The 17,026-nt window shown below is 51.7% G+C and carries 16 protein-coding genes and 1 other annotated feature; of the genes, 13 read left to right on the forward strand and 3 right to left on the reverse strand.

What is annotated here, in order from left to right; genetic code table 11:
- Positions 1–5: 5 nt before the first annotated feature.
- From creB to creD, 3 genes are read left to right on the forward strand one after another with little or no spacing between them, the layout of a single operon-like run.
- On the forward strand, positions 6–695 hold the full coding sequence (creB, locus tag ACLJXE_RS13140) for a two-component system response regulator CreB (protein WP_410751096.1): 690 nt from the start codon (positions 6–8) through the stop codon (positions 693–695).
- Positions 695–2,119 (forward strand): two-component system sensor histidine kinase CreC, encoded by a 1,425-nt coding sequence (gene creC / locus ACLJXE_RS13145; protein WP_410751097.1) that lies wholly within the window; start codon positions 695–697, stop codon positions 2,117–2,119. The genes creB and creC overlap by 1 nt, the downstream gene beginning before the upstream one ends.
- Before the next feature lie 57 nt (positions 2,120–2,176).
- Entirely contained in the window at positions 2,177–3,523 is a 1,347-nt protein-coding gene (gene creD / locus ACLJXE_RS13150) for a cell envelope integrity protein CreD (protein WP_410751098.1), read from the forward strand.
- Between the two features lie 60 nt (positions 3,524–3,583).
- Here creD and arcA read toward each other — a convergent pair whose 3' ends face one another.
- Positions 3,584–4,300, reverse strand: a complete 717-nt coding sequence (arcA, locus tag ACLJXE_RS13155) for a two-component system response regulator ArcA (RefSeq protein WP_001194359.1) — start codon at positions 4,298–4,300, stop codon at positions 3,584–3,586.
- A gap of 95 nt (positions 4,301–4,395) precedes the next feature.
- Between arcA and yjjY the strand changes: the two genes are divergently transcribed.
- From yjjY to ACLJXE_RS13190, 7 genes are all read left to right on the forward strand, one after another.
- A complete protein-coding gene (yjjY, locus tag ACLJXE_RS13160) occupies positions 4,396–4,536 on the forward strand; it encodes a protein YjjY (RefSeq protein ID WP_001541509.1) in 141 nt (46 codons plus the stop codon).
- A 399-nt stretch (positions 4,537–4,935) separates the two neighbouring features.
- Positions 4,936–5,622, forward strand: coding sequence for a tRNA/rRNA methyltransferase (locus ACLJXE_RS13165; RefSeq protein ID WP_410751099.1), 687 nt, complete (start codon positions 4,936–4,938; stop codon positions 5,620–5,622).
- A 277-nt stretch (positions 5,623–5,899) separates the two neighbouring features.
- Positions 5,900–6,026: a sequence feature (Thr leader region), on the forward strand.
- The gene (gene thrL, locus ACLJXE_RS13170; protein ID WP_032337689.1) at positions 5,905–5,970 is read left to right on the forward strand and encodes a thr operon leader peptide; all 66 of its coding nucleotides are present in this window, start codon (positions 5,905–5,907) and stop codon (positions 5,968–5,970) included. Its footprint overlaps the feature before it by 66 nt.
- 23 nt (positions 6,027–6,049) lie before the next feature.
- Complete coding sequence (gene thrA / locus ACLJXE_RS13175) at positions 6,050–8,512, forward strand: bifunctional aspartate kinase/homoserine dehydrogenase I (RefSeq protein WP_286630693.1); 2,463 nt, start codon at positions 6,050–6,052, stop codon at positions 8,510–8,512.
- A 1-nt stretch (position 8,513) separates the two neighbouring features.
- Complete coding sequence (gene thrB / locus ACLJXE_RS13180) at positions 8,514–9,443, forward strand: homoserine kinase (protein ID WP_410751100.1); 930 nt, start codon at positions 8,514–8,516, stop codon at positions 9,441–9,443.
- Positions 9,444–9,446: 3 nt separating this feature from the next.
- Positions 9,447–10,733 carry a threonine synthase gene (thrC, locus tag ACLJXE_RS13185; RefSeq protein ID WP_410751101.1) on the forward strand — a complete coding sequence of 429 codons (1,287 nt, stop codon included), beginning with the start codon at positions 9,447–9,449 and terminating at the stop codon, positions 10,731–10,733.
- Positions 10,734–11,000: 267 nt separating this feature from the next.
- The gene (locus ACLJXE_RS13190; RefSeq protein WP_410751102.1) at positions 11,001–11,318 is read left to right on the forward strand and encodes a DUF2502 domain-containing protein; all 318 of its coding nucleotides are present in this window, start codon (positions 11,001–11,003) and stop codon (positions 11,316–11,318) included.
- Positions 11,319–11,364: 46 nt separating this feature from the next.
- Here ACLJXE_RS13190 and yaaA read toward each other — a convergent pair whose 3' ends face one another.
- Complete coding sequence (yaaA, locus tag ACLJXE_RS13195; protein ID WP_286630697.1) at positions 11,365–12,138, reverse strand: peroxide stress protein YaaA; 774 nt, start codon at positions 12,136–12,138, stop codon at positions 11,365–11,367.
- A gap of 77 nt (positions 12,139–12,215) precedes the next feature.
- On the reverse strand, positions 12,216–13,646 hold the full coding sequence (locus ACLJXE_RS13200; RefSeq protein WP_410751103.1) for an alanine/glycine:cation symporter family protein: 1,431 nt from the start codon (positions 13,644–13,646) through the stop codon (positions 12,216–12,218).
- 274 nt (positions 13,647–13,920) lie between these two features.
- On the opposite strand from ACLJXE_RS13200, the gene tal reads away from it, so the two are divergent.
- From tal to ACLJXE_RS13215, 3 genes are all read left to right on the forward strand, one after another.
- Positions 13,921–14,874 (forward strand): transaldolase, encoded by a 954-nt coding sequence (gene tal, locus ACLJXE_RS13205; RefSeq protein WP_137383782.1) that lies wholly within the window; start codon positions 13,921–13,923, stop codon positions 14,872–14,874.
- A gap of 110 nt (positions 14,875–14,984) precedes the next feature.
- On the forward strand, positions 14,985–15,572 hold the full coding sequence (mog, locus tag ACLJXE_RS13210; RefSeq protein ID WP_410751104.1) for a molybdopterin adenylyltransferase: 588 nt from the start codon (positions 14,985–14,987) through the stop codon (positions 15,570–15,572).
- A gap of 123 nt (positions 15,573–15,695) precedes the next feature.
- Positions 15,696–17,003 (forward strand): MFS transporter, encoded by a 1,308-nt coding sequence (locus ACLJXE_RS13215; RefSeq protein ID WP_410751105.1) that lies wholly within the window; start codon positions 15,696–15,698, stop codon positions 17,001–17,003.
- Positions 17,004–17,026 lie beyond the last annotated feature (23 nt).

Genomic DNA, 17,026 nt, shown 5'->3' on the forward strand with positions numbered 1-17,026 from the left:
GTAAAATGCAACAGGCGCTGATCTGGTTGGTTGAGGACGAGCAGGGGATTGCAGATACGCTTATCTACATGCTGCAGCAGGAAGGTTTTAGCGTTGAAGCCTTTGAGCGTGGATTGCCCGTGCTGGAAAAGTCACGCCAGAGATGTCCGGATGCGATCATTCTGGATGTCGGGCTCCCGGATATCAGCGGCTTTGAACTGTGTCGGCGACTACTGGAACGTCACCCGGCATTGCCAATTCTCTTTCTGACTGCGCGTAGCGATGAAGTCGATCGCCTGCTGGGGCTGGAAATTGGTGCGGATGATTATGTGGCGAAACCTTTCTCTCCGCGTGAGGTGTGCGCCCGCGTGCGTACATTGCTACGTCGGGTTAAAAAATTCTCTACGCCTTCACCGGCGACGCGGTGCGGTGATTTTGAACTCAATGAGCTTGCCGCACAGATTACCTGGTTTGGGATGCCGCTAAATCTGACGCGCTATGAATTCTTGTTGCTGAAAACATTACTGCTGTCGCCGGGACGCGTTTACTCACGCCAACAGTTAATGGATTTAGTCTGGGCCGATGCCCAGGATACTTTTGAGCGAACGGTAGACACGCACATTAAAACGCTGCGTGCCAAACTGCGGGCCGTTAACCCGGATCTCTCGCCGATTAATACTCATCGTGGTATGGGATACAGCCTGAGGAGCATCTGATGCGCATTGGCATGCGTTTGCTGCTGGGCTACTTTCTGATTGTCGCCGTTGCCGCCTGGTTCGTTCTGTCCATCTTTGTACAGGAGATTAAGCCCGGCGTTCGTCGTGCGACGGAAGGTACGTTGATTGATACCGCTACGCTGCTGGCCGCGCTGGCGCGTGATGATTTGCTTTCTGGCTCACCTTCCCACGGCAGGCTGGCGCAGGCATTTTCGCAACTGCACGATCGTCCTTTTCGCGCCAATATCAGTGGCATTAACAAAGTGCGCAATGAGTATCATGTCTACATGACGGATGCGCAGGGCAAGGTGGTGTTTGATTCCGCCAACAAAGCCGTAGGCGAAGATTATTCTCGCTGGAACGACGTATGGTTAACGCTGCGTGGGCAGTATGGCGCACGAAGTACGCCGCAGAACCCGGCCGATCCGGAAAGTTCGGTGATGTATGTTGCCGCACCGATTGTTGACCGCGGGCGTATTATTGGTGTGCTCAGTGTCGGCAAACCCAATGCGGCAATGGCACCTGTTATTCAGCGTAGCGAGCGGCGAATACTGTGGGCCAGCGCTGTGTTACTGGGGATCGCCTTACTGATTGGCGCAGGAATGGTATGGTGGATAAACCGGTCTATCGCGCGGCTGGCACGCTATGCTGATTCTGTCACTGAGAATCGCCCCGTTGCGCTTCCTGATCTTGGTAGCAGTGAGCTACGCAAGCTGGCGCAGGCGCTGGAAAGTATGCGCCTGAAGCTGGAGGGCAAGAATTACATTGAGCAGTACGTCTATGCGTTGACGCATGAGCTAAAAAGCCCGCTGGCGGCTATTCGCGGCGCGGCAGAAATTTTGCGCGAAGGCCCGCCGCCCGGTGTGGTCGCGCGATTTACCGATAATATTTTGACGCAGAATGCGCGCATGCAGGTGCTGGTCGAAACCTTATTGCGCCAGGCCAGACTGGAGAACCGGCAGGATATTAGGCTCATATCCGTCGCAACGGACGCGCTGTTTACTCAGCTTCGTGAAGCCCGTAGCGTGCAACTGGCCGCAAAAAACATCACACTTACCGTTGTACCTTCATCGCTGACGGTTGCCGCCGATGCCGCACTGCTGGAGCAGGCGTTGGGTAATCTGCTGGATAACGCCATCGATTTTACGCCGGAGAACGGGACAATTGTATTGAGCGCGCATCCGCAGGAGGACCGCGTCACAATACAGGTCAGTGATAACGGCAGTTGCATACCAGACTTTGCGTTGCCGCGTATTTTTGAGCGCTTCTATTCGCTGCCCCGCGAGAATGGGCATAAAAGCAGTGGGCTGGGGCTGGCGTTTGTCAGTGAGGTTGCGCGATTGCATCGAGGTGACGTGACGTTATGCAACCGCCCAGAAGGCGGGGTGCAGGCCTCGTTTACACTTCATCGTCACTTCACATAACTTCAAATTCCCCGCACATAGCTGTTCTATCTTGCTGATATCGCAAAGGAGAACGCTATGTTTAAATCACCCCTGTTTTGGAAAATAGTCACCTTAGGTGGCGCTATGCTGCTGCTGCTAATTCCACTGACGATGGTCAGGCAGATAATTGTTGAGCGGTCGGACTATCGTAGTGAGGTAGAAGATGCTATCCGACAGAGCACCAGCGGACCGCAAAAGGTGGTAGGCCCGCTGATTGCCGTCCCGGTGACTGAACTGTATATCGACCTGGAAGGTGACAAACAGATCCAGCGAAAACGTAGCTACATCCACTTCTGGTTGCCGGAATCGCTGGTCGTTGAGGGTAACCAGAACGTTGAAGCGCGTAAGATAGGTATTTATGAAGGACAGGTCTGGCACAACGATTTATCGGTGAAGGCCGAGTTTAATGCTGAACGCCTCAGTGAACTGAACCATCCTAATATCACCATCGGTAAACCTTTTGTGGTGGTTGGGGTGGGCGATGCGCGCGGTATTGGCGTCGTGAAGGCTTCGCAGATCAATGGAACATCGCTGGCAGTCGAACCTGGTACAGGATTGGATGGTCGTGCTCAGGGGATCCACATTCCGCTACCGGACGCCGGCTGGGCGGAAAAAAATCTCAGTGTCGTGTTGTCGCTTAATCTAAGTGGAACAGGTGATTTTTCTGTTGTCCCGGTTGGTCGTAATAGCGAAATGACCGTGACCAGCAACTGGCCACATCCTAACTTCCTCGGTGACTTTCTTCCGCCTAAGCGTGAAGTCAGTGAGTCAGGATTTAAGGCGCAATGGCAAAGTAGCTGGTTCGCGAATAATCTGGGAGAGCGCTTTGGTGATGAGAAGATTGGCTGGCAGGGTATGCCCGCATTTAGCGTCGCTGTGGCTACGCCTGCGGATCAGTATCAACTGACAGATAGAGCAATAAAGTATGCCATTTTATTGATTGCAATAACTTTTATGTCTTTCTTTGTGCTCGAAAGTATGACCAGCCTTCGACTGCACCCGATGCAATATCTGCTGGTGGGATTATCACTGGTGATGTTCTATTTGCTGTTGTTGGCGCTGTCGGAGCATGTTGGTTTTACTGCCGCGTGGATTGTCGCCAGCCTGGTTGGCGCGCTAATGAATGGCGTGTATTTACAGGCGATACTACAGGGATGGCGTAACAGTCTGTTTTTTACCGCAGCATTGCTGGGACTGGATGGCGTGATGTGGGCACTGTTGCGTTCGCAGGACAGCGCTTTACTGTTGGGCACGGGGGTACTGTTACTGGCGCTTTGTGGGGTCATGTTCCTGACGCGTCATCTTGACTGGCACGCGCTTGCACAGCCAAAGCCCAAAAAGGAGAACGCACCTGAGGACGATGAATTACGGTTGTGGAAATAGGGGCGTTGTGAAATGAAAAACGGCGCATTAAGCGCCGTTTTTATACCAGTCAGGATGACATTAATCCTGCAGGTCGCCGCAAAAACGGTAGCCTTCACCGTGAATGGTAGCGATGATTTCTGGTGTATCCGGCGTGGATTCGAAGTGCTTACGAATACGGCGGATTGTTACGTCAACGGTACGGTCATGCGGCTTCAGTTCGCGACCGGTCATTTTTTTCAACAGTTCTGCGCGAGACTGGATCTTGCCCGGATTCTCACAGAAGTGAAGCATGGCACGGAATTCGCTACGTGGCAGTTTATACTGCTCGCCGTCAGGACCAATCAGAGAGCGGCTGTTGATGTCCAGCTCCCAGCCATTGAACTTGTAGCTTTCGACGCTACGACGCTCTTCGCTCACTGTGCCCAGATTCATGGTACGGGACAGCAGGTTACGAGCACGGATAGTCAGTTCGCGTGGGTTAAACGGCTTGGTGATGTAATCGTCAGCGCCGATTTCGAGGCCGAGAATTTTATCGACTTCGTTATCACGGCCCGTCAGGAACATCAGTGCAACGTTAGCTTGTTCGCGGAGTTCACGCGCTAACAGAAGACCATTTTTACCTGGCAGATTGATATCCATAATCACAAGGTTGATGTCATATTCAGAGAGGATCTGATGCATTTCCGCGCCATCTGTCGCCTCGAATACATCATAGCCTTCCGCTTCGAAAATGCTTTTCAACGTGTTACGTGTTACTAACTCGTCTTCAACGATAAGAATGTGCGGGGTCTGCATGTTTGCTACCTAAATTGCCAACTAAATCGAAACAGGAAGTACAAAAGTCCCTGACCTGCCTGATGCATGTCGTAAATTAACATGATCGGCGTAACATGACTAAAGTACGTAATTGCGTTCTTGATGCACTTTCCATCAACGTCAACAACATCATTAGCTTGGTCGTGGGCACTTTCCCTCTGGACCCGACAGTGTCAAAAACGGCTGTCATCCTAACCATTTTAACAGCAACATAACAGGCTAAGACGTACCGGACACCCAATAAAACTACGCTTCGTTGACATATATCAAGTTCAATTGTAGCACGTTAACAGTTTGATGAAATCAACGTATCTAAATGATAGCTTTCATCACAAAATTGCAATATTACAACTAGTTGCACGCGCTAATTAATAAATGTAATGAATCCAATTTATGAGAACCATTCTAAATTAAATTATCATGGATAAACAGAAGGATATGCAACTTCTGTTAACATAAAAAGCAATAGTACAGACAGGAAATAGTTTAGCATTTTTTACTGAATGTGAAATGCTTTTTCAGTGATTTCTGTTAAAAATATGTAAATTCGCGCTGCGTAATATGTTGATGCGCATCACATAATTATCTGCAGACCGGTCAAAAAGAGTATCAAAATGCATTTAACAATTATTCTGGTTGCTCCAGCCAGAGCCGAAAATATTGGCGCGGCAGCTCGTGCTATGAAAACCATGGGATTCACACAATTGCGGATCGTTGATAGCGAGGCTCATCTGGAGCCTGCGACGCGATGGGTGGCACATGGTTCAGGCGACATTATTGATAATATTAACGTTTTTCCAACGTTAGCCGATGCGTTGCACGACGTTGATTTTACCATCGCCACCACGGCTCGTAGCCGCGCGAAGTTCCATTATTACGCCACTCCGGTCGAGCTGGTTCCCCTGTTGCAGGAAAAATCAACGTGGATGGATCACGCCGCGTTGGTGTTCGGTCGTGAAGATTCGGGGCTGACAAACGAAGAATTAGCGCTAGCGGATGTGCTAACTGGCGTACCGATGGTGGCTGACTATCCTTCACTGAATTTGGGGCAGGCGGTGATGGTGTATTGCTATCAATTAGCAGGTTTAATACAACAACCGGCAAAAAACATTGAGGTGACGGATGAGCTTCAGTTGCAGGCGTTACGTGCCAGGGTTTTGCAATTATTAGCCACGCTGGACGTTGCGGATGATATCAAGCTCACGGATTGGCTACAGCAGCGGATGGGGTTGTTAGGACAGCGAGATACCGCAATGTTGCACCGTTTTTTACATGATATCGAAAAAAATATTACAAAATAAAATGTCTTATTCTGTTTGTTTTTTAGTGTTTAATTCTAACTTCAAGTGGGGTGTGCATACTGTATTGGTTGAAAATAAAAGGGCAAGCAGTCGCTCGTGAACAAGTTTCGGAATGTGATCAATTTAAAAATTTATTGACTTAGGTCAGCAGATACTTTAACCCTAAAAGAATACAGCACAGCCAGATAACCCGTCATACTTCGAGTTGCATGTACGTTAGCTGCATTTGCTTACCGGCAACGCGAATTATTTTGGGTACATAATTACAGAGCACACAACATCATGAAACGCATCAGCATCACCATTACAACAACCATCACCATTACCACAGGTAACGGTGCGGGCTGACGCGTACAGGAAACACAAGAAAAAGCCCGCACCTAAACAGTGCGGGCTTTTTTTTCGACCAAAGGCAACGAGGTAAACCATGCGAGTGTTGAAGTTCGGCGGTACATCAGTGGCAAATGCAGAGCGCTTTCTGCGAGTTGCCGATATTCTGGAAAGCAATGCCAGGCAGGGGCAGGTCGCGACGGTTCTTTCTGCCCCCGCAAAAATTACCAACCATTTGGTGGCGATGATTGAGAAGACCATCGGTGGTCAGGACGCTTTAGCCAATATCAGTGACGCCGAACGTATTTTCTCAGAGCTTTTGGTTGGTCTTGCCGCCGCGCAGCCGGGCTTCCCGCTGACGCAGCTGAAAGCCTTCGTTGAACAAGAATTTGCCCAAATTAAACATGTTCTGCACGGTATCAGCCTGCTGGGACAGTGCCCGGACAGCATTAACGCTGCGCTTATTTGTCGTGGCGAAAAAATGTCGATCGCTATCATGGCAGGCCTGCTGGAAGCGCGCGGGCATCACGTTACCGTTATCGATCCGGTTGAGAAACTACTGGCGGTAGGTCATTACCTCGAATCTACCGTTGATATCACCGAATCTACGCGTCGCATCGCAGCCAGCCGTATTCCCGCAGACCATATGATTTTGATGGCAGGCTTTACTGCCGGGAATGAAAAAGGTGAATTAGTGGTGTTGGGGCGCAATGGCTCTGACTACTCTGCCGCTGTGCTGGCTGCCTGTTTACGCGCAGACTGTTGTGAGATCTGGACCGATGTTGACGGCGTATATACCTGTGACCCACGCCAGGTTCCTGATGCCAGGCTGTTGAAGTCGATGTCTTATCAGGAAGCGATGGAGCTTTCTTACTTTGGCGCTAAAGTATTACACCCGCGAACCATTACCCCGATTGCCCAGTTCCAAATCCCTTGTCTGATTAAAAACACCGGAAACCCACAAGCGCCAGGTACACTGATCGGTGCCAGCAGCGATGAGGACGATTTGCCGGTAAAAGGTATTTCTAACCTCAATAATATGGCGATGTTCAGCGTGTCGGGACCCGGGATGAAAGGCATGGTAGGCATGGCGGCTCGCGTTTTCGCGGCGATGTCTCGTGCCGGTATCTCGGTGGTGCTGATCACACAGTCTTCTTCAGAATACAGCATCAGCTTCTGCGTACCACAAGGCGACTGCATACGGGCGCAGCGGGCGATGCAGGATGAATTCTACCTCGAGCTGAAAGAAGGGCTGCTGGAGCCACTGGCGGTGACTGAACGCCTGGCGATTATCTCAGTGGTTGGTGACGGTATGCGCACGCTGCGCGGTATCTCGGCGAAATTCTTCGCCGCGCTGGCCCGCGCCAACATCAATATCGTGGCCATCGCGCAAGGATCGTCTGAACGCTCTATTTCGGTGGTCGTCAATAACGACGACGCAACCACGGGTGTGCGTGTGACCCATCAGATGTTGTTCAATACGGACCAGGTGATCGAAGTCTTTGTCATTGGCGTTGGCGGTGTAGGTTCCGCACTGCTTGAGCAGCTCAAGCGTCAGCAAAGCTGGTTGAAGGGCAAACATATCGATCTGCGTGTGTGCGGTGTGGCGAATTCGAAGGCCTTACTGACGAATGTTCACGGTCTGAATCTGGAAAACTGGCAATCGGAACTGGAGTGCGCGAAAGAGCCTTTCAACCTCGGCCGTCTGATCCGTCTGGTAAAAGAATACCATCTGCTTAACCCGGTGATCGTCGACTGTACGTCAAGCCAGGCGGTGGCAGACCAATATGCCGATTTCCTGCGTGAAGGTTTCCACGTGGTCACCCCGAACAAAAAAGCCAATACCTCGTCGATGGATTACTACCATCAGCTGCGTTTCGCTGCCGCGAAATCCCGGCGTAAATTCCTGTACGACACCAACGTTGGCGCAGGATTACCGGTTATTGAGAACCTGCAAAACCTGCTTAGCGCAGGTGATGAGCTACAGCGTTTCTCCGGTATCCTCTCCGGTTCGCTGTCGTTTATTTTCGGTAAACTGGATGAAGGGATGAGCTTCTCGCAGGCCACCACGCTGGCACGGGAGTTGGGTTACACTGAACCCGATCCGCGTGATGATCTTTCTGGTACGGATGTGGCGCGTAAACTCCTGATTTTGGCCCGTGAAACGGGTCGCGAACTGGAGCTTTCAGACATTGTCATTGAGCCGGTCCTGCCAGAAGCATTTGATGATTCTGGTGATGTTTCCGCGTTTATGACGAATTTGTCGCAACTGGACGATGAGTTTGCCGCTCGCGTCGCGAAAGCCCGTGATGAGGGTAAGGTATTGCGCTATGTTGGCAATATCGAAGAAGACGGTGTGTGTCGGGTGAAAATCGCCGAAGTGGATGGCAACGATCCACTGTTTAAAGTGAAAAACGGCGAAAACGCGCTGGCATTCTACAGTCATTATTATCAGCCATTACCGCTGGTGTTGCGTGGGTATGGTGCGGGTAATGATGTCACGGCGGCAGGTGTATTTGCCGATCTTCTTCGCACCCTTTCATGGAAGTTAGGAGTTTAACATGGTGAGAGTTTACGCCCCGGCTTCCAGTGCCAATATGAGCGTCGGGTTTGATGTGCTTGGCGCCGCGGTCACGCCCGTGGATGGTTCACTGTTGGGTGACGTGGTCTCGGTTGAAGCGGCTGACCAGTTCAGCCTGAATAACCTGGGGCGCTTTGCGAATAAGCTGCCATCAGAGCCGCGGGAAAATATTGTCTACCAGTGCTGGGAGCGCTTCTGTCAGGAACTGGGTAAAACCGTTCCGGTGGCGATGACGCTGGAAAAAAATATGCCGATTGGTTCCGGGTTAGGCTCCAGTGCCTGTTCCGTTGTGGCCGCACTGGTGGCGATGAACGAATATTGTGGTAAACCGCTCAACGATACGCGGCTGTTGGCGATTATGGGCGAACTGGAAGGGCGTATCTCCGGCAGCATTCACTACGATAATGTCGCTCCGTGCTTTTTGGGCGGCATGCAGTTAATGATCGAAGAAAACGGCATTATCAGCCAGCAGGTGCCAGGCTTTGATGAGTGGCTGTGGGTACTGGCGTATCCAGGCATTAAAGTTTCCACGGCGGAAGCGCGGGCGATTTTACCTGCACAGTATCGTCGTCAGGACTGTATTGCCCACGGGCGGCATCTGGCTGGGTTTATTCATGCCTGCTATTCCCGTCAGCCGGGGCTTGCCGCGAAGCTGATGAAAGATGTGATTGCTGAGCCATACCGTACCCGCTTGCTGCCCGGCTTTAGTCAGGCGCGTCAGGCGGTAGCGGAAATCGGCGCGCTGGCTAGCGGCATTTCCGGGTCAGGGCCGACGCTGTTCGCCTTATGCGATAAGCCGGATACGGCACAGCGCGTAGCAGACTGGCTGGGTAAAAATTACCTGCAAAATCAGGAAGGCTTTGTTCATATTTGCCGGTTGGATACGGCGGGCGCACGGGTACTGGGATAATCAATGAAACTCTATAATCTGAAAGATCACAACGAACAGGTCAGCTTTGCGCAGGCCGTTACGCAAGGGCTTGGCAAGAATCAGGGATTGTTTTTTCCGCACGATCTGCCGGAATTTAATCTGACAGAAGTGGATGAGATGCTGAACCAGGATTTTGTTAGCCGTAGCGCTAAGATCCTTTCCGCATTTATTGGCACAGAGATCCCACAAGAGATCCTGGAAGAACGTGTGCGTGCGGCATTTGCCTTCCCGGCACCGGTCGCTCAGGTCGAAGGTGATGTCGGCTGTCTGGAGTTGTTCCATGGTCCGACACTGGCGTTTAAAGACTTTGGCGGGCGCTTTATGGCGCAAATGCTAACGCACATCAGCGGTGACACACCGGTGACTATCCTGACCGCGACATCCGGAGACACCGGAGCGGCGGTTGCACATGCCTTTTATGGCCTGAAAAATGTGCGTGTGGTGATCCTCTACCCAAATGGCAAGATCAGCCCATTGCAGGAAAAACTGTTCTGTACGCTGGGCGGCAATATTGAAACCGTCGCGATTGATGGTGACTTTGATGCCTGCCAGGCACTGGTGAAACAAGCGTTTGATGATGAAGAACTGAAGGCGGCTTTGGGGCTGAATTCCGCTAACTCCATCAACATCAGCCGCCTGCTGGCGCAAATTTGCTACTACTTTGAAGCTGTGGCTCAACTGCCGCAGGAAGCGCGTAACCAACTGGTTATTTCTGTTCCCAGCGGTAACTTTGGCGATCTGACCGCGGGTTTGCTGGCTAAATCACTTGGTTTGCCAGTGAAGCGTTTTATTGCGGCTACTAACGTCAACGATACGGTTCCACGTTTTCTTGCCGAAGGCGAGTGGGCACCGAAAGCGACTCAGGCGACCTTATCGAATGCCATGGACGTTAGCCAGCCAAACAACTGGCCGCGTGTGGAGGAACTGTTCCGCCGTAAAATATGGCGCTTGAATGAGTTGGGCTATGCCGCTGTGGATGATGCAACAACGCAGGACACCATGCGTGAGCTGCAGAAGATCGGTTACACGTCAGAGCCGCATGCTGCGGTGGCGTATCGTGCACTGCGTGATCAGTTGAATCCGGGTGAATATGGCCTGTTCCTTGGCACCGCACATCCGGCGAAATTTAAAGAAAGCGTTGAACAGATTCTGAATGTTACGCTGGATCTACCAAAAGAGCTGGCTGAACGTGCAGATTTACCGCTGCTTTCTCACCATCTGCCTGCTGATTTTGCTGCGCTGCGTCAGTTAATGATGACCCGCAGTTAATTGTTGTGCCCGGTGATGCTCTGCTTACCGGGCCGACGACACCTGTTATCGGGTAACAGGTAGGCGATGCTTGCTGACAATCTGAGTCGGGTTTTACCCGGCTTTTTTTATGGAGAAAATAAGGAGAAAATGGGTAGCGAAAAAGGAGAAATTCCCAATAAATGCGCTAACTTAGAGATTAGGATTGCGGAGAATAATAATGTTTATTCCCTTCACGTAATCTCCTTTTATCGACCCGATAAGGGCAATGATAAAAAGGAGTCATCAATGAAAAAATTCAAACCTGTGCTTCTTGCGCTTTCTATGATGCTGGTTGCTCCCATTGCTGTGCAGGCGGCTGAAATTACCCTGTTACCGGCGGTCAAATTACAGATTGGCGATCGTGACAGCCGGGGGAACTACTGGGATGGTGGGAACTGGCGCGATCACGATTGGTGGGGTAAACACTATGAGTGGCGGGATCATCGCTGGCAACCTCACGGACCACGTCCACAGTCGCACAACAATCGTTATGATGATCATCATAACGATCGACATGACGACCGCCGCGACGACCACCGTCCGGGACCGAACGGACACCATTAAGTTTGTGCTGTCGGATAAGGTGCATCCTTATCCGGCATGTGCTGCATTATTGCTCGTGACGCTTAAACACCAGTTCTCCATTTCCTGATGCCTCTTCATCAAAGAAATAGCCGTCGCTGTTAAACTCAGTCAATTGCTCAGGCTTCGTCAGACGATGTTGAATAATGTAGCGACTCATCAGGCCGCGGGCTTTTTTGGCATAGAAGCTGATGACTTTGAATTTGCCGTTCTTCTCATCAAGGAATACCGGTTTGATCAGTTCTGCGTTCAGCTTTTTCGGCTTCACGGATTTAAAATACTCGTCTGAGGCGAGGTTAATCACCACGCTATCACCTTGTGCCTCCAGCGCTTCATTAAGCTTATCGGTGATAGTATCTCCCCAAAACTGATAGAGGTCTTTACCCTTCGCATTGGCCAGACGAATGCCCATCTCCAGACGGTAGGGTTGCATCAAATCCAGTGGGCGCAGAACACCATACAGCCCGGACAGCATGCGTAAGTGCTGCTGGGCGAAATCGAAATCCGCTTCGCTGAAGGTTTCTGCCTGTAATCCGGTGTACACGTCACCTTTGAACGCCAGAATGGCCTGACGCGCATTGTCCGGTGTGAAGTCTGGCTGCCAGTCATGGAAACGAGTCGCGTTCAGATCCGCCAGCTTATCGCTAATTCCCATCAGTTTGCCGATCTGCGGCGCAGAGAGTTGACGCGCCACATGGATTAACTGCTGGGAGTGGTCCAGCAGTTCAGGCAGCGTATGGCGTGTGGTAGCCAGCGGGCTTTGGTAGTCGAGCGTTTTTGCAGGTGAAATCAGAATCAGCATATCCAGTCCTTGCAGGAGATTTACTGCGACTTTAGCAAAAAAAACGACAGAATTGATCGATGGTTGTGATTGCCGCGCTAGCTGCGCGGCGTTTCATCCCAGGTATCCGGTGCAAGCTGTTGTCTGATCTCAGGATAACGGCGCGGATCAAATTCCGGGCGCACACCGAGTTTGCGCTGACGCAGATAGTCGCTGGCAAGGGTATGAACAACCGGGGAGAGCAGTAAAATCGCCGTCAGGTTCGTTATCGCCATGCAGGCCATGATGATGTCGGCGAGCTGCCAGACCAGCGGGAAGCTGACTAAGGTGCCTGCGATCACGGTACTGACGGTAGCAATGCGCAACAGCCAGATAACCCGGATATTGTCCAGACGCAAAAAGACCAGGTTGTTTTCCGCATAAATGTAGTTGGCCACGATAGAGCTGAAAGAAAACAGAATCACAATAAATGCGACAAACCCAGCCCCCCATTCGCCGGTCAGTGAGACCATGGCCTTCTGCATCAACTGGATGCCCTCCATTGGAATATAGGTCGTGCCATTCCCCGCCAGAAGAATAATCATTGCGCTGGCTGTGCAGATAATCAGCGTATCACCTAATACACCGATCATTTGCACAATGCCTTGCGCCGCGGGATGCGGTGGCCAGGAGGCGGCTGAAGCTGCTGCGTTAGGTGCTGAGCCCATTCCCGCTTCATTAGAGAACATACCGCGTTGAAAACCGCTGGCAATGGCCTGACTCAGCGTATAACCGGCAGCACCGGCAGCAGCTTCCTGCCACCCGAAAGCACTTTTTACTATGCTGACGATGATCTCGGGGATCTGCCCGATATGCCAAAGACAGATAGTCATGCTGCAAGCGACCCACAGCAGCGCCATGATCGGCACAAACCATTGCATCAGACGGGCAACACCTTTAATACCGCCAATGATCACCAGGAATGACAGTATCGCCAAAGCGATGCCGGATGCGAGGGGAGGGATGTCGAACGCAAATGCCAATGCGCGGGAGACAGAGTTTGCCTGTACGCTGTTAAAAATCAGGCCGTATGCGATGAGCAAAAAGAGGGCAAAGAGTACGCCCATCCAGCGCATACCCAGACCGCGCGCCATATACCATGCTGGCCCGCCGCGGTACTGCCCCTTACTATCGCGTTCTTTATACAGCTGCGCGAGTGAGCACTCGGCAAAGGAGGTCGCCATGCCAATGACCGCTGAGACCCACATCCAGAAGACGGCCCCTGCGCCACCCGCGGCGATCGCCAGGGCAACACCGGCGAGGTTTCCGCTGCCAATACGAGCAGCGAGGCTGGTACACAATGCCTGAAACGAGGTTAAGCCACCCGGTTGCGGGCTGAGGCTGTTTTTAAGACTTTTGCCAAAATGGCGAATGTAGCGAAACTGAACAAACCCGGTACGCCAGGTGAACCAACATCCTGCGCCAAGCAGGAGGTAGATCATCACCGATCCCCAGAGTATTTCATTAATAAACGAGAAAAAATCAGGCATTAACATCCCTCTTGTTGATGCCGGTACGCGCTAATATTCCCATGTAAGCGCTACCAATTATCGAACAGTATATACCTTGTCAGGAGATTGATTGCGGGAGTTTACCATAACAATGGGTATAACCCTTAATTGCGCATCAGGAGCTTTAAGATGCGTAATCGGGAATGTGCAGTGCGTTGGACAATCCCGGCGGTTGCGCTGAGAGTGCGTCGTGCTATCATCAGGGAAGATCGGTTACATCCCCCTAACAAGCTGTTTAAAGAGAATCGCTATCATGACGGACAAATTGACCTCCCTTCGTCAGTTCACCACAGTAGTGGCCGACACCGGAGACATCGCGGCAATGAAGCTGTATCAGCCTCAGGATGCCACAACTAACCCTTCTCTCATTCTTAACGCAGCGCAGATCCCGGAATACCGCAAGCTGATCGATGACGCTGTGGCATGGGCTAAGCAGCAGAGCGACGATCGTGCTCAGCAGATCGTCGATGCGACAGACAAACTGGCGGTAAATATCGGTCTGGAGATCCTGAAACTGGTCCCGGGTCGTATCTCTACTGAAGTTGATGCTCGCCTGTCCTACGACACCGACGCGTCTATCGCGAAAGCAAAACGTCTGATCAAACTGTACAACGATGCTGGCATCAGCAACGATCGCATTCTGATCAAACTGGCTTCTACCTGGCAGGGTATCCGTGCCGCTGAGCAGCTGGAAAAAGAAGGTATCAACTGTAACCTGACTCTGCTGTTCTCCTTCGCGCAGGCGCGTGCATGTGCTGAAGCTGGCGTATACCTGATTTCTCCGTTCGTTGGCCGTATTCTTGACTGGTACAAAGCCAATACTGACAAGAAAGAGTACGCACCGGCGGAAGATCCGGGTGTGGTTTCCGTAACGGAAATTTACGAGTACTACAAACAACACGGTTACGAAACCGTAGTCATGGGCGCAAGCTTCCGTAACATCGGCGAAATCATTGAGCTGGCGGGCTGCGATCGTCTGACGATTGCTCCGGCGCTGCTGAAAGAGCTGGCGGAAAGTGAAGGCGCTATCGAACGTAAACTGTCCTTCTCTGGCGAAGTGAAAGCGCGCCCTGCACGCATCACTGAAGCGGAGTTCCTGTGGCAGCACAACCAGGATCCAATGGCTGTAGACAAACTGGCGGACGGTATCCGTAAGTTTGCTGTAGACCAGGGTAAACTGGAAAAAATGATCGGCGATCTGCTGTAATCATTAAGGCGTGGCCCTGATATGGGTCACGCTACCTCTTCTGAAACCTGTCTGTCCTTCCCTTCGCAGTGTATCATTCTGTTTAACGAGACTGTTTAAACGGAATAATCATGAACACTTTACGCATTGGCCTGGTTTCCATTTCCGATCGCGCCTCCAGTGGCGTTTACCAGGATAAGGGTATCCCTGCGCTTGAAGAGTGGCTGGCATCGGCTCTGACTACCCCCTTTGAACTGCAAACGCGGTTAATCCCGGATGAGCAGGCGATCATCGAGCAAACGTTATGCGAACTGGTTGATGAAATGAGCTGCCATCTGGTGCTGACCACCGGCGGTACCGGCCCGGCACGCCGCGATGTGACACCTGATGCAACGCTGGCTATTGCCGACCGCCAAATGCCTGGGTTTGGTGAGCAAATGCGCCAGATTAGTTTGCACTTTGTACCGACGGCTATCCTTTCCCGTCAGGTTGGGGTCATTCGCAAGCAGGCGCTGATCCTGAATCTGCCAGGGCAGCCGAAATCGATCAAAGAAACGCTCGAAGGCGTAAAAGATGCTGACGGTAAGGTTATCGTGCCGGGTATCTTTGCGAGTGTACCGTATTGTATACAGTTGCTGGATGGACCGTATGTGGAAACTGCGCCCGCTGTCGTAGCATCTTTTCGCCCTAAAAGCGCAATGCGCGATACAAAAGGCTGAAAGTAGTCTATTCGTGATATAAATGGCAAACACGGTGGAGTATTGAATTGTTTACGATATAGTAATTTTTGATTTACACATATCGCCAAAACGTTCAATGACTCCACTGACTCATGGTTTGCTATGTCACAACATTCTCGACCGCTGAATCGCCAGGATTATAAAACCCTAACACTTGCTGCCCTCGGTGGGGCGTTGGAGTTTTATGATTTCATTATTTTTGTCTTCTTTGCCGCCGTCGTTGGTGAACTCTTTTTCCCCGCAGACATCCCGGAATGGCTACGTCAGGTGCAAACCTTCGGTATTTTTGCCGCGGGCTATCTGGCGCGTCCGCTGGGCGGCATCATCATGGCGCACTTTGGCGATCTGGTCGGGCGTAAGAAAATGTTTACCCTGAGCATCTTGCTGATGGCAATACCGACACTGGCAATTGGTTTGCTACCCACTTACGCCTCAATGGGGATCCTGGCTCCGCTGTTGCTGCTCCTGATGCGTATTTTGCAGGGCGCAGCCATTGGTGGCGAAGTTCCGGGCGCGTGGGTATTTGTGGCTGAACATGTACCGGAACGTCGCATCGGCATCGCGTGCGGAACGCTGACTGCCGGGCTGACAGTGGGGATTTTGTTAGGTTCGGTGGTTGCGACGCTGGTGAATACCACGTTAACGCAGCAGGCCGTGCATGACTATGGCTGGCGTATCCCTTTCCTGTTGGGCGGGGCGTTTGGGCTGGTGGCGATGTATTTGCGTCGTTGGCTGCAGGAAACACCGGTCTTCCTTGAAATGCAGCAACGTAAGGCGTTGGCGCAGGAACTGCCGGTGAAGTCGGTAGTCAGTAAACATAAAAAGGCCGTGGTCATTTCAATGCTGCTGACCTGGTTGTTATCGGCCGGGATTGTGGTGGTCATTCTGATGTCGCCTGTCTGGTTGCAGAAACAGTATGGATTTGCCCCCGCACTGACGTTACAGGCGAACAGTGTCGCCACCATTATGCTGTGTATCGGGTGTCTGCTGGCCGGATTTATTGTCGACAGGGTTGGTGCCAGCAAGACCTTTATTATCGGTAGCCTGCTGTTGGCCTGTTCCAGTTGGTTCTTCTATCACCTGACCGGCAGCCACCCTGAGTATCTCTTCCTGTTGTACGGGCTGGTGGGGTTGTGTGTTGGTGTGGTAGGGGCGGTGCCTTATGTCATGGTGCGGGCGTTTCCAGCAGAAGTGCGCTTTACCGGCATCTCCTTTTCCTACAACGTTTCCTATGCCATTTTTGGTGGTCTTACGCCGATTGCGGTAACAATGTTAATGAGCGTGTCGCCAATGGCTCCGGCCTGGTACGTGCTGGCGTTATCGCTGGTGGGATTAGGTCTGGGGATTTGGCTGCGACAGGATATTTATCATTGTGATGCGAGCGTACAGGGGGAGCTACAGCGCTTGTAAGGAATATCCCCCCGAAAGGGGGG

Origin of the sequence: Citrobacter sp. U14242, assembly GCF_046555775.1 — a bacterium.
In the GTDB taxonomy this organism is placed as follows: Bacteria; Pseudomonadota; Gammaproteobacteria; order Enterobacterales; family Enterobacteriaceae; genus Citrobacter.

Excerpts from the sequence above, each read along its gene's own strand:
- creB (WP_410751096.1), top strand. The coding sequence starts at position 6 with ATGCAACAGGCGCTGATCTGGTTGGTTGAGGACGAGCAGGGGATTGCA.
- creC (WP_410751097.1), top strand. The coding sequence starts at position 695 with ATGCGCATTGGCATGCGTTTGCTGCTGGGCTACTTTCTGATTGTCGCC.
- creD (WP_410751098.1), top strand. The coding sequence starts at position 2,177 with ATGTTTAAATCACCCCTGTTTTGGAAAATAGTCACCTTAGGTGGCGCT.
- arcA (WP_001194359.1), bottom strand. The coding sequence starts at position 4,300 with ATGCAGACCCCGCACATTCTTATCGTTGAAGACGAGTTAGTAACACGT.
- yjjY (WP_001541509.1), top strand. The coding sequence starts at position 4,396 with ATGACTAAAGTACGTAATTGCGTTCTTGATGCACTTTCCATCAACGTC.
- ACLJXE_RS13165 (WP_410751099.1), top strand. The coding sequence starts at position 4,936 with ATGCATTTAACAATTATTCTGGTTGCTCCAGCCAGAGCCGAAAATATT.
- thrA (WP_286630693.1), top strand. The coding sequence starts at position 6,050 with ATGCGAGTGTTGAAGTTCGGCGGTACATCAGTGGCAAATGCAGAGCGC.
- thrB (WP_410751100.1), top strand. The coding sequence starts at position 8,514 with ATGGTGAGAGTTTACGCCCCGGCTTCCAGTGCCAATATGAGCGTCGGG.
- thrC (WP_410751101.1), top strand. The coding sequence starts at position 9,447 with ATGAAACTCTATAATCTGAAAGATCACAACGAACAGGTCAGCTTTGCG.
- ACLJXE_RS13190 (WP_410751102.1), top strand. The coding sequence starts at position 11,001 with ATGAAAAAATTCAAACCTGTGCTTCTTGCGCTTTCTATGATGCTGGTT.
- yaaA (WP_286630697.1), bottom strand. The coding sequence starts at position 12,138 with ATGCTGATTCTGATTTCACCTGCAAAAACGCTCGACTACCAAAGCCCG.
- ACLJXE_RS13200 (WP_410751103.1), bottom strand. The coding sequence starts at position 13,646 with ATGCCTGATTTTTTCTCGTTTATTAATGAAATACTCTGGGGATCGGTG.
- tal (WP_137383782.1), top strand. The coding sequence starts at position 13,921 with ATGACGGACAAATTGACCTCCCTTCGTCAGTTCACCACAGTAGTGGCC.
- mog (WP_410751104.1), top strand. The coding sequence starts at position 14,985 with ATGAACACTTTACGCATTGGCCTGGTTTCCATTTCCGATCGCGCCTCC.
- ACLJXE_RS13215 (WP_410751105.1), top strand. The coding sequence starts at position 15,696 with ATGTCACAACATTCTCGACCGCTGAATCGCCAGGATTATAAAACCCTA.